This is a genomic window from Xanthomonas sp. AM6, assembly GCF_025665335.1.
In the GTDB taxonomy this organism is placed as follows: domain Bacteria; phylum Pseudomonadota; class Gammaproteobacteria; order Xanthomonadales; family Xanthomonadaceae; genus Xanthomonas_A.
In genome coordinates, this window is the sequence record NZ_CP106869.1 from 66337 (window position 1) to 78388 (window position 12052).

The following is a 12052-nucleotide window of genomic DNA, read 5'->3' on the forward strand; positions in this document are numbered from 1 at the left end:
AATGGTCGCCAGAAGATGGAATTGAAGGTGAAACCCAACGATCCGCTGCCCAGAGCGCAACAGCCGCCATGGTATTGGACGATTAACAAGCACGGAATCTAATGAAGATGAATGGAACATCAGATGCGGAGTTTATTGAAGGGGCCTTTATTCAGGAGGGCGTCAGTCCGGCCGCGGGTATCGTCATCGCTGCCTGTACCATTGGCGACGATTTTGACAACCCAAAAAACAGAGTGGGCGTTAGAAAGCAGGGTGTCTGGCTTGAGTTCGGATTGTCTGCAGAAGCTATTCTCTCGGTTGATGCCACTACTGACGGCTCTGCTTACGTCTTGGGAGAGAACGGTTCAGTCGTGCGTTTCGACTGGAAATCTCCAACAACAGGAGAGGAGCTCAAAGCCTCGCGAAAGGCCTACGCAAACGCTGCCGTCTGTAACATCGGACCGCTGCGGAGAATTCGTATTCTGGGTGATGATGTGATCTGCGGAGGATCTGTCGGCCAGATCTATCACTTGCTCGGCGATGGATTCGAAACGTTGCCGAAGCTAAGCGTTGGCTGTCAGGATGTGACAATCGAGGATATCGCCGGAAGCAGTCGCAACGACATTGTCGCTGTAACTTCCGATGGTTGGGCTGCGCATTTCGACGGTACAAACTGGGCTGTCCTTGATCTACCAACCAACGCAAGTCTGACCAGTATCTGTCGGCTGAACAACGATCGCTATGCCATTGCTGGCAAGAATGGAGTTGTACTGATCGGCGCTGCAGATCAATGGTCGGTTGTTCAGCCGATTGACACGAGAAGAAGCTATTGGGGGGTTGCGGCATATGGCGATGTAATATATGCAGCACATTCGGCCGGTGTGGACAAAGTTGCCGGACAGACATTGATTGCATTGGATATAGAGGAAGCAGACCTCCAATTCACAGTGCTTCGAAGCAGCAGCGAAGGGGTCTGGTCCTTTGCGGACAGAACGATTGGGTTGATCCGCGATGATCAATGGCAAACGGTAATGAAGTGATGCGTGCGAAGGCACTTGGAGCAGCACCGTAACTCCGGACCGCTTCGCGGAAGCGTGTGTCCACAACCATTGCGCTGCGAAAATGGAGTCAGAGCAATTTTTTTCTCTATGCTTTGTAGTCATTAGAATCAACCATCCCCCGTTTCACCCAAGGCGTGTGAGAGAAAGTAAATGGCAAATGCAACAATCTACGCCTTGCTTGGCGCGGCTCCAGGCCTCGTAATCGTCGCGCTGACATGGGTGAAGGGGCTAAGGCTCGAATCGCGTGCGTCAACTCAAGGAACTCCAGCGCTTCGTCCTCGCGGCGATCCCTCGACGTTCCTGTTCGGCGTACAGGCGCCCTTCGCCAAGATGCCGACGCAGGCCAGGGAAGTGACGTTCTGGGCGGACGTGAAGTTTTCGCTCGCCGAACCCTACAAGCCGCTGATCGATGGCGCCAGGCTCCGCTTCGAAGACGCGCCGCCCGGCGGCTGACGGGCGCCAGGCGACAAGATCCACGATCGAGCGCCTGCTTCCCCCCAAGACCGACGCTATCGCGGGAAGGCGCATCGAGCGCCGCGGACCATCGTGTTCGATGGTGCGTTATCCCGGTGCCGTATCCGATATCGCCTCGGCGGCAGGCCCTGCGCCGCCTGCTTGTGCGGCGCAAAGTGATACTGTAGTGTCACTTCATGCGTACTGAACTCGTCACGACCCTCAAACGCCAGGCCACCGAGCTCCTCGCGGATATCGAGCGGGACAAGCAGCCCATCCTGATCACCCAGCACGGTCTGCCCAGTGCCTATCTGGTGGATGTGGAGAGCTACCAGCTCATGCAGCAGCGCATGGCGGTACTCGAAGGCATTGCCCGGGGCGAACAGGCGATCGCCGAAGGGCGCGTGGCAAGCCATGCCCAAGCGAAGAAACGCCTGGCCAGATGGCTGAAATAGTCTGGTCGGAACCGGCACTTGGCGACCTGGATGCGATCGCCGACTACATCGCACTGGAGAGCCCGCTTGCCGCGTCCGAGTTCGTCAAGCGTGTGTTCGCGCATGTCGGGCAGTTGGCGGACCACCCGGAGAGCGGTAGCCGCCCGCCGGAATTGGGGCGCTCGCGTTATCGCCAGATCGTCGAGCCACCTTGTCGCGTCTTCTACCGCTTCGATGGGCATCAGGTGTTTATCCTGCATGTCATGCGGTCGGAGCGGATACTGCGCAAGGCGCGGCTCGCACCCGCGGCCAAACAGGGGAAGTGATCGCCGGTGAGCCGGCATACCTCGGTTGGGCCGAGTCATGACATGATCGTGGCCAGGGGGCCGCACCAGTTGGATTACCGTAAGGGATGCTGTCCAACCTTCACCCAGGCCGATTCCCTTGTGCGGATCGGCCAGCATCAGGCGCAACGTCCATGCAGATCAATCGCGGTCGCGCAGTGACTTATGGCCTCGTCGCCATCCTCGGTATCGTGGCCTTGCAGGCATTCAACAGCTTCGCCTGCTACCACCACGGCGTGCGCGACTTCCTGCTTGCGCTGGGGATGTTCCTGTTCATTCCCCTGTTGCCGGCGATCATCGCGCTGGCGACGGCCAATCCGTTGCGGGCCATCGGTGGTTGCCTTCTGCTCGCGCCATGGCTGGGGCTGGCCTACTACACCGATTGCGTGCGCCCCTACACCGGCGGCGGGGCGTCGATGGTCTATGTCGCGGTCCTGTTCTGGGGAACGCCATGCTCGATCCTTGGCGTCCTCCTGACGGGCCCCGTCACGCGCCTGTTCGGAATCGCGGTGGCGGGCGCGGGCGCGACCACGCGCTAGGCCGAAAGGGCATTCAAGCCCGCCGTGTTCCGTGGAGAGTTTTGAATCGGCGCTCATCGAGGCCCGATCCTGCCGTGTGCGCTCCGCGAACCTGGCTGCCCGCAAGCAGATGCAGGCGGGCATCGCGGCCATCCATCGGCATGTCGGGTCGCGCTGGCGCCTGAAGCCGGCGCGCGCTGGCAACGCGCAACGGTCACGCAACTCCCGTATCCTTGCCCGCCTCTGCCGTCCACGGATACACCCGATGTCCTTGCGCACCGTGTTCCTGCTCGCTTGCCTGTCGCTCGGTGCGGCGCCGTTGGCGCAGGCGCAGAAGCATTGCCTGCCCTATGGCCCGATCCAGGTCACGCTGTCGGGCAAGCTGGAGCGGCGCGCGGGGGCTGCGTCGGCCGGCGGCGCGGCGGCGGTCGAAGATGGCAACCAAGTCCTCGTGCTGCCGAAGGCGCTCTGCGTGGCGGCGTCGGCCGATGGGCGGATGGCCGGCCACGACGACGTGCGTCGCCTGCGCCTGGCGTTGACCGCGGATCAGGCGGCGCACCTGGGCGAGGAGGGAGCCGGGCAGATCGTGCGGGTCACCGGCGCGTTGTCGGAGGCTGCGGCTGCCGAGGGGGAACCTGCGCTGCGGCTGACGGTGGTCGGCGTCGACAGCGACTGAGTTGCCGTGGGGAAGCGCTAGGGGAACGACGATCTCCGCAGCACGGCCGATGGCGGGGCGATCCATCGCTGGCACTCACCGGCTCGCTCGTTAGGAACTGCTCCATAGCCGCGCCATGGCGGGTCGCGGCGTCCAGGCTCCATTGCCCGGTCTGCGAAAGCACCGCTCGCCATCGGCGCTCGCCCTGGATGAGGCGAGCGCCCACAACCGAACCTCACTCCTGCGTCGGCGCCCGCGCATCCACCACCCCGGGAATCGGCGTGGCGTCGGGGAAGGCCGGTCGCAGCAGGTCCACGCCGTCCTGTGGCTTGGCCAGTGCGGTCAGGTCCTTGCGGTCGGCGCGCAGTTCGGCGGCGCTGTGCGTGGCGGCCTGGTCGCGGCGCGCCTGCAGCGCCGGCTGCAGTTCGCCGTCGCGGTTGAACGACCAGGCCAGCATCGCATCGCCCTTGGGCATCGCGTCGCCGGGATCGGCGCCGTCGCGGGTATGCCAGGTATGCCAGGTCTTGCCGTAGCTGTTCATCTTGGTCCGCATCAGTTCCTTCTCCGCCGCCAGCGGCAAGCCGGGCGCGGACAGTTGCCCGGACAGGATTTCGCCGTTGTGCGGATGCCAGTAGCCGCGTTCTTCGGGCAGCAGGCGTTGGTACAGGGTCTCGGAGATGATGTATTCGACGCCGGTCAGGTTGGCCTGCGCGCTGTCGCCGTCGAACAGGGCGCACTGCGCGAAGTCCTGGTTGACCTGGCGGCAGAAGTGGTGCGCTTCCATCTGCTGGTGCGGGTGGTCCTTCATCGGGTGGAAGCCGACCAGGTGGATGTCGAGCTTGGCCACCGGGCCGTCGTTCTGCAGCGCCTTGGCGCCGGCTTCGAGCGCGTTGGTCTTGGCGGTTTCGGCGGTGCCGGGCGGATGCGTGGCCGGGCCGGTGGCATCGCGCGAACACGCGCCGAGGACGAGCAGCAGTGGAACCAGCAGGGTGGTGCGCATGCGGTGTCTCCATCGAAGCGGCGCGATCGCGCACGACCCGAGCATCGGCCGGCAGCGGTGAAACGGCTGTCGCCGCTGTGTCATCGTCAGGTCGCGACGGTGATGCGTGGCCCATGGGCATGCGCGCGGAGAAGCGGGCTGCGGCGGGCGTCAGCGCGTCGCCGCGATGGTCTGCCAACCCGGTTGCCCTGAAACCGGGATGCAACACACATGACATATCGTGCCGCGCTACGCCATATCATGGCGCGCCGTCGCGGGCTGCTGCGCAAGCCGAACGGAATCGTCATCCAGCGCCCAAAGGAACACCGCCATGTTGCATCCCCAGCTCTCCGCGTGCCGTCCGGCCGCGCGTTCGCCGCGCCTGTCCGGCGCTCCGGTCCGCCACCGCCTGGCGCAGGCCTGCGCCGGCCTGCTGCTGGCGTCGATCGCCGCGGCGGCCATGGCGCAGGATGCGGCGCCGTCGCTGGCCGGTACCGCGCCGCAGGCCGCGCGCAGCACGACCCCGGGCGATGCGGCGACCTCGCTGGACACCATCACCGTCACCGCCGAGCACCGCGAGCAGAACCTGCAGGAAGTGCCGGTCTCGGTGGGCGTGGTGCAGGGCGATGCGATGCGCAACTACACCGCCGGCGGCGACGACACGCTGCTGGCGCTGTCCGGCCGCGTGCCCAGCTTCTACGCAGAAACCACCACCGGGCGCATCTTCCCGCGCTTCTACATCCGCGGCCTGGGCAACATCGACTTCTATCTCGGCGCCTCGCAGCCGGTGTCGATCATCCAGGACGACGTGGTGCTGGAGCACGTGGTGCTGAAGTCCAACCCGGTCTACGACCTGGACCAGGTGGAAGTGCTGCGCGGCCCGCAGGGCTCGCTGTTCGGCCGCAACACCACTGCCGGCATCGTCAAGTTCGACAGCATCAAGCCCAGCGAGGACTACAGCGGCCGGGTCAGCGCCAGCTACGGCAGCTACGGCACCACCTCGCTCGACGGCGGCTTCGGCGGGCCGGTCAACGACGTGCTGTCGTTCCGCGTGTCGGCGCTGTACCAGCACCGCGACGACTGGGTGGACAACACCTACAGCGGCCCCAGCGCCGACGGCACGGTCACCCCGAAGAAGGACGCGATGGGCGGCTACAACGACCGCAACGCGCGCCTGCAGCTGCTGCTCAAGCCGAGCGAGAACTTCTCGCTGCTGGCCTCGGCGCACACCCGCGACTACGACGGCACCTCCACGCTGTTCCTGCGCAACGCGATCACCAAGGGCTCGGACAAGGTCGACGTGCCGCGCGACCAGGTCGCCTACGACGAGGCGCACGACAATCCGCAGGCGTACAAGACCCACGGCGGTTCGGTCAAGGCGGTGTACGACTTCGGCGGCGTGTCGCTGACCTCGATCAGCGCCTACGAGACCACCTCCGGCTATAGCCGCGGCGATACCGACGGCGGCGCGGCGGCGAACTATCCGGTCAACGGCGTGGCCAACGGCTTCGGCCAGTCGATGGGCCAGATCCGCGACCTGGACCAGTACACCCAGGAGCTGCGCCTGGCCAGCGAGGGCGACGCGGCGCTGCAGTGGCAGGCCGGCGCGTTCTACTTCGACGGCAAGGACACCACCGACTTCTACCAGCGCGCCTATTTCCTGCAGACCGCCGCGCGCAACCCGAACAACTGGGTGCGCCTGCGCAACAGCAACACCTCCTGGGCCGGCTTCGGCCAGCTGACCTACAGGGCCACCGACGCGCTGACCCTGACCGCGGGCGTGCGCCAGACCCGCGACAGCAAGGAAACCAGGCTGCTCAAGACCGCCGACACCGCCGCCGGCGCGGTCACCTACCGCGGCCGCCGCGACGTGCGCATGGCCGACACCCAGCCGAGCTGGGATTTCAGCGCGATGTACGCGATCGACGACAACGTCAGCGTGTACGCCAAGGTGGCGCGCGGCTTCCGCGGCCCGACCATCCAGGGCCGCTCGGCGGTGTTCAATTCCGACTTCACCACCGCCGATTCGGAAACCATCCTGTCCTGGGAAGCGGGCATCAAGAGCAGCCTGTTCGACAACCGGCTGCGCCTGAACGTCACCGGCTTCACCTACACGGTCGACGACATCCAGCTCAACGGCAACGACTCCAACGGCAACGGCGTGCTGTTCAACGCCGACAAGGCCAAGGCCTACGGCCTGGAAGCGGACCTGGACTGGCGCCCGATCCCGAACCTGTCGCTGAGCGCCGGCCTGAGCCTGCTGCACAGCGAGATCCAGGACAAGCGCGTGTATGCGCAGGTGTGCGCGCTGAACGGCGTGGTGGTGTGCACGGTGAACGATCCGACGATCAAGGTCGGCGCCAACACCTTCGCCCAGATCGACGGCGATCCGCTGCCGAACGCCCCCACCTACAACGTGAACCTGGCCGCGCGCTACGACATCCCGGTGTCCGACGGCGGCACGTTCTTCGTCGCCACCGACTGGAACAAGCAGGGCAAGACCAACTTCGTGCTGTACGACACCGCGGAGTTCAAGTCCAAGGGCAACTTCGAGGGCGGGCTGAAGCTGGGCTACAGCGGCGACTACGGCGCGTGGGAAGTGGCGGCGTTCGCGCGCAACATCACCAACGAGAAGAACCTCAAGGGCGTGATCGAGAATTACATGGCGGCGGTGTACAACGAACCGCGCATCGTCGGCGTGTCGGTCGATCTGCATTGGCAGTGAGCGTGTTGCGCTGAGTCGCGCAAAGGGCTCCGCAAGGGTGCTTGCCGTCGCCATCAGGCGAACCGCGTCGATGGCGGCGGGTGCGCAATCACCCGCCGTTTTGCGTAGGAGCGGCTTCAGCCGCGACAGGCATCCGGACAGCGCCTGTCGCGGCTGAAGCCGCTCCTACAACGGCCGCAGGGCGCTGCGGAAACGGGCGCCAACTGCTTGGCCATCGCACCTCCTTGTAGCCGCCGTCTTCACGCTCTGTTAAAGTCCGCGCCCAGCGCTGCCGGTCCGGCAGCCAGGCACAGCCGCCGCCATGCCTCCGTCCGCCTTTTTCACGGAGCGATGCGCGTGCGCGTCAACTTGCTGTCGTTGTCTGTTTCCATTGCCGCGGTGCTGGCCGGCCCGGCGCACGCGCTGGCGGCCGAAGTCGCCGCCGCCGATCCCACCACCCTGGACCGCATCGTCGTCACCGGCGAGAAGCGCGAGCGCACGCTGCAGGACACCACCAGCAGCGTGGCGGTGACCACCCAGGCACGGATCGAGCAGGAAAACCTGCAGAACCTCTACGAGGTGTTCAACCGCACCGCCAACGTATCGCAGAGCTACGGCGATCTGGGCTTCACCATCCGCGGCATCCGCGACATCGACGGCGGCGGCGATGCGCCGCTGGCCACCATCTACCTGGACGGCGCGGCGCTGCCGCAGAACGCGATCAGTTCGGCGCCGTTGAGCATGTGGGACCTGCAGCAGGTGGAGATCCTGCGCGGCCCGCAGTCCACGCTGCAGGGCGAGAACGCGCTGGCCGGCGCGGTGATCCTGCGCACCGCCGAGCCGACCATGGACTGGGAGGGCAAGGTGCGGGTGCTGGCCTCCGATCCGTCCGACCGTACCCTGGCGGCGGCGTTCGGCGGCCCGCTGGTGGCCGACGAACTGGCGTTCCGCACCTCGGTCGAGCAGCGCAGCTTCGACGGTTACCTGTGGAACGACACGCGCCAGGCCTCCGACGATGCGCAGCGCGCGCTGATCTACCGCGGCAAGCTGCTGTGGACCCCGGCGGCGATCGAAGGCCTGCGCGTCCAGCTCGGCTACACCAAGGCGCACCGCACCGGGCCGTACCTGTACGTGTACGTGCCCACCGACGAGGCGGACTACTTCAAGCGCCGGATCAACCACGACAACGTCCCCAACCGCACCCGCACCGACAGCGACATCGCCAACCTCAACGTCGACTACGCCTTCAACGACGCCTGGTCGCTGTCGGCGGTGACGGCGTGGAACGAGGTGGACCTCGACAGCATCTGGGACGGCGACCGCAGCGCCGCGCCGATCGCCGACGCCACGCGCGTGGCCAGCACCCGCACCACCTCGCAGGAAGTGCGCCTGAACTACGACGGACAGGCGCTGGACGGCCTGTTCGGCGTGTACTGGGCCAGGCACGAGACCGAGAACGACCTGGTCAACCGCCTCAACGTGAACACCCCGGTCGCCACCATCACCAGCCTGCTGCGCGGCGCCGGCTTCCCGGCCGCCAACGCGGCGGCGATCTCGGCCGCGTATGCGCGGGCGCTGCCGGTGATTCCGGTGCTGTACGTCAGCGCCTCGCCGACCACCTCGGAGAACCGCGCGCTGTTCGCCGACGGGCAGTGGCACGTCGGCGGCGGCTTCTCGCTGATCGGCGGCTTCCGCTACGACCGCCAGCGCTACGAAATGGCCTCCAGCACCACGGCGACTTTCGTCGGCACCTATCCGAGCGCCGCCAGCTTCGCCAGCCCGGGCACCGCACTGTACCGGGCGATCACTGCGATCAACGCCGGCGTGGCCGGCATCGTCGATTCGGCCAGCGGCGAGGTGCCGAACAACGCGCGCGACTTCAGCGCGTTCCTGCCCAAGTTCGGCGCGCGCTACGAATGGAGCCCGGACCTGGCCGCCAGCCTGGTGGTGCAGCGCGGCTACCGTTCCGGCGGGTCCAGCTTCAACACCGCGCGCAGCCAGGCCTTCGCCTACGACCCGGAATACACCTGGAACTACGAGGCCGCGCTGCGCTCGCAGTGGCTGGACGGTCGCCTGAGCCTCAACGCCAACGCCTACTACATCGACTGGAAGGACAAGCAGGTCTTCGCCTTCTTCGGCCTCAACGAATACGACTACAACACCATCAACGCCGGGCGCGCGCACCTGTACGGCTTCGAGCTGGAGGCCAGCCACCGGCTCGGCGAGGGATTCGACTGGTATGGGTCGATAGGCTACACGCGCACCCGCTTCGACGAATTCAAGACCGTGGCCGGCGCCGAGATCACCGACTACGCCGGCCGCGAGTTCGCCTACGCGCCGCGCTGGACGGCGGCGCTGGGCGGCAACTGGCGCTTCGCCGGCGGCTGGGTCGCCAACCTCAACGCCAGTTTCCGCGACAAGGTCCATACCGACATCGGCACCGATGCGCCGGTGCTGGCTGCGCGCACGCTGGTCAACGCCAAGTTCGGCTACGAGACGCTGGACTGGAGCGCCTGGCTGTTCGCCAACAACCTGCTGGACCGGCAGTACGTCCAGTACCGCTGGTCGGACCAGCCGATCGCCGTCCTCGGCGCGCCGCGCGTGGTCGGCATCGGCTTCGAGATGCGCTGGTAGGCGCCGATGGCCATGCACGCGCCGACCACCGCCCTGTACCTGCTCGCCGCGCCGCTGGCGGCGCTGGCGTTCTATCTGGCCACCGCGCACCAGCGCCTGCGCCCGGCCTGGCGCAGGCACGCGCGCGCGCTGCGCGTCGGCGGCGCGCTGTTGTGCGTGCTGGCGCTGGCCGCGGCGATCGCCGCGCTCGGGGTGTGGGCCGGCACGTTCGCGGCACTGAGCGCGCTGATGCTGGCCGCGGTCGCGCTGCCGTATCTGGATGCGTGGCGGCAGCTGCGCGGGAGCCGCGCCGATGTGGGCTAGGTGGTTGGCGGCGATCGTGCTGGGCCTGCCGCTGGCGGTGGGCGTGGTCGGGCTGTGCGTGCTGCTGTGGCCGGGCGCGTTGCAGGTGCACACCCTGCCGTGGCTGCTGCTGATGTTCCCGCTGTGGATCGGCGCGATGTCGCTGGCGTTCGTGTTCCGCAGCGGCGCGCGCGCCTGGCTGTGGCTGGGCGCGGCCACGCTGCTGTGCCACGGCCTGCTGTACGCGCTGAAGGCCGGCGGCCTGGTGCAGGTGGCGGCATGAAGGCGGCGACCCTGCGCCAGTTCCTGTCGGCGCACAGCTGGATGGGCCTGCTCGCCGGCATGGCGCTGTTCATCGCCTTCTACGTCGGCGCGATCACCGTGTTCACCCATGCGCTCAACGACTGGCCGCGCCCGGCCGCCGCGCTCGCGCCACCGGCGCAGGCGCCGGAGCAGGCGACGCAGGCGCTGGCCGACGCGGTGCTGGCACGGCATCCGGCGCTGGCCGAATCGTTCACCTTGATGTTGCCGGGCGAGCATGGCGCACAGCCGCGGCTGTATGCGTTCGGGCCGGCGGCGCAGCCGTTCGGCGGTATCGTGCAGTTCCAGCCCGGCGCCGACGGGCGACCGCTGCAGTTGCCGCAGCGCAGCGGCTTCGTCGATTTCCTGTACGACCTGCATTTCACCGCCGGGCTGCCGCGTACCTTCGGCACCTACCTGTTCGGCGTGGCCTGCATCCTCTATGGCCTGGCCCTGGTCAGCGGCGTGGTGCTGTACGCGCCGGTGTTCCTGAAGGACCTGTTCGCGCTGCGCCTGGGGCGCAACGTCAAGCGCCTGTGGCAGGACGCGCACAACGTGGTCGGCATGCTGTCGCTGCCGTTCCACGTGGTCTACGCCTGGTCCGGCGCGGTGCTGGCGCTGGGCGTGCTGCTGCTGGCGCCGTTCCAGTACCTGGTGTTCGACGGCAAGCTGATGCAGGTGCTGGAGCCGGACTTGGAACTGACCCCGCACGTGCAGCCGGCGCACAGGAAGACGCCGCCGCTGCCGGTGGCCGACCTGCTGGCGCGGGCGCGCGCGGCCAGCCCAGGCTTGGAGCCGGAAAGCCTGTCCTTCCACGATGTCGGCGATGCCAATGCGCGCGTGGAAATCTACGGTCGGCAAGCGCAGCGCCGGCTCAACACGATGGCCGGCGTGGCCATGGAAGCGGCCACCGGCAAGGTGCTGCGGGTGCTGACGCCGCAGACCATGTCGCCCGGCGTGGCCTCGCTGCGCGGGCTGCAGGCGCTGCACTACGCCAACTTCGGCGGAGCGCCGCTGCGCTGGCTGTATTTCCTGCTCGGGCTGGGCGGCGCGTTCCTGTTCTACAGCGGCAACCTGCTGTGGGTGGAGGCGCGGCGCAAGCGCCGCCAGCAGGCGCAGCCGTGGCGCACGCATGCGCTGGCGCGGCTCACCGTCGGCGTCTGCCTGGGCTGCGTGGCCGGCGTGTCGGCGCTGTTCGTGGCCGCGCGCCTGTTGCCGCCGGGGCAGGAGCGCGACGTGTACTACGCCGTGTTCGGCCTGGGCGTGGCCTGGGCGCTGCTGCGTCCCACCGCGCGCGGCGCCTACGAACTGCTGCTGGCCTGCGCCGTGCTCACCGCGTTGGTGCCGCTGGCCGCGCTGCGCGGCGCCGGCGGCTGGGTGGCGCCGTGGAGCAGCGCGCTGCTGCTGGCGGTCGACGGCTGCGCGCTGGTGCTGGCCTGGGCGTACTGGCAGATGGCGCGCGCCACCTTGCGCCGCGGCCGTGGCGGCGATCCCAACAGCGTGTGGGCGCTGCCGCCGAAGGCGCGCGCGTGACGGTGCGCGGCCGAGCGTAGCGGCCTGAGACGACACGCTCGCGGCGCCGCGCGCGATCGGCGTCCGCGCAAGGGTTGCCTGAATGATCGGGCCGGCGCCCTAGAGCGTGGCGCGTGCGCGGGCCGTGAAAAGTGGACAATCGCGCGCCAGTGATTTCTCATGTCCCTGGAAGTCGG

General features: G+C 67.4%; 12 protein-coding genes. 11 read left to right on the top strand and 1 reads right to left on the bottom strand.

The annotated features are described in order from the left end of the window. Positions 1 to 101 precede the first annotated feature (101 nt). The 6 genes from OCJ37_RS00300 (at position 102) to OCJ37_RS00325 (ending at position 3465) form a co-directional block, all read left to right on the top strand. Positions 102 to 1019, top strand: a complete 918-nt coding sequence (locus tag OCJ37_RS00300) for a hypothetical protein (protein ID WP_263111660.1) — start codon at positions 102 to 104, stop codon at positions 1017 to 1019. Positions 1020 to 1190: 171 nt separating this feature from the next. Beyond that, positions 1191 to 1493: a hypothetical protein gene (locus OCJ37_RS00305; protein WP_263111661.1), complete on the top strand. Its 303-nt coding sequence runs from the start codon at positions 1191 to 1193 to the stop codon at positions 1491 to 1493. A gap of 197 nt (positions 1494 to 1690) precedes the next feature. Next, positions 1691 to 1948 carry a type II toxin-antitoxin system Phd/YefM family antitoxin gene (locus OCJ37_RS00310; protein ID WP_263111662.1) on the top strand — a complete coding sequence of 86 codons (258 nt, stop codon included), beginning with the start codon at positions 1691 to 1693 and terminating at the stop codon, positions 1946 to 1948. Next, positions 1936 to 2253 carry a type II toxin-antitoxin system RelE/ParE family toxin gene (locus OCJ37_RS00315; RefSeq protein WP_263111664.1) on the top strand — a complete coding sequence of 106 codons (318 nt, stop codon included), beginning with the start codon at positions 1936 to 1938 and terminating at the stop codon, positions 2251 to 2253. The genes OCJ37_RS00310 and OCJ37_RS00315 overlap by 13 nt, the downstream gene beginning before the upstream one ends. 152 nt (positions 2254 to 2405) lie before the next feature. Then, positions 2406 to 2810, top strand: coding sequence for a Na+:solute symporter (locus OCJ37_RS00320; protein ID WP_263111665.1), 405 nt, complete (start codon positions 2406 to 2408; stop codon positions 2808 to 2810). 244 nt (positions 2811 to 3054) lie between these two features. Then, positions 3055 to 3465, top strand: coding sequence for a hypothetical protein (locus tag OCJ37_RS00325; RefSeq protein ID WP_263111666.1), 411 nt, complete (start codon positions 3055 to 3057; stop codon positions 3463 to 3465). A 214-nt stretch (positions 3466 to 3679) separates the two neighbouring features. On the opposite strand, the gene OCJ37_RS00330 is transcribed toward OCJ37_RS00325, so the two are convergent. Next, positions 3680 to 4444 (bottom strand): OBAP family protein, encoded by a 765-nt coding sequence (locus OCJ37_RS00330; protein WP_263111667.1) that lies wholly within the window; start codon positions 4442 to 4444, stop codon positions 3680 to 3682. Positions 4445 to 4754: 310 nt separating this feature from the next. Between OCJ37_RS00330 and OCJ37_RS00335 the strand changes: the two genes are divergently transcribed. The 5 genes from OCJ37_RS00335 (at position 4755) to OCJ37_RS00355 (ending at position 11876) form a co-directional block, all read left to right on the top strand. Next, positions 4755 to 7148, top strand: coding sequence for a TonB-dependent receptor (locus OCJ37_RS00335; protein WP_317633205.1), 2394 nt, complete (start codon positions 4755 to 4757; stop codon positions 7146 to 7148). Between the two features lie 336 nt (positions 7149 to 7484). Continuing rightward, on the top strand, positions 7485 to 9761 hold the full coding sequence (locus OCJ37_RS00340) for a TonB-dependent receptor (RefSeq protein WP_263111669.1): 2277 nt from the start codon (positions 7485 to 7487) through the stop codon (positions 9759 to 9761). 6 nt (positions 9762 to 9767) lie between these two features. Beyond that, entirely contained in the window at positions 9768 to 10064 is a 297-nt protein-coding gene (locus OCJ37_RS00345) for a hypothetical protein (RefSeq protein ID WP_263111670.1), read from the top strand. Beyond that, positions 10054 to 10326 carry a hypothetical protein gene (locus OCJ37_RS00350; protein WP_263111672.1) on the top strand — a complete coding sequence of 91 codons (273 nt, stop codon included), beginning with the start codon at positions 10054 to 10056 and terminating at the stop codon, positions 10324 to 10326. Before OCJ37_RS00345 ends, OCJ37_RS00350 begins: the two co-directional genes overlap by 11 nt. Further along, positions 10323 to 11876: a PepSY-associated TM helix domain-containing protein gene (locus OCJ37_RS00355; protein WP_263111674.1), complete on the top strand. Its 1554-nt coding sequence runs from the start codon at positions 10323 to 10325 to the stop codon at positions 11874 to 11876. The genes OCJ37_RS00350 and OCJ37_RS00355 overlap by 4 nt, the downstream gene beginning before the upstream one ends. The last annotated feature ends 176 nt before the right edge of the window (positions 11877 to 12052 follow it).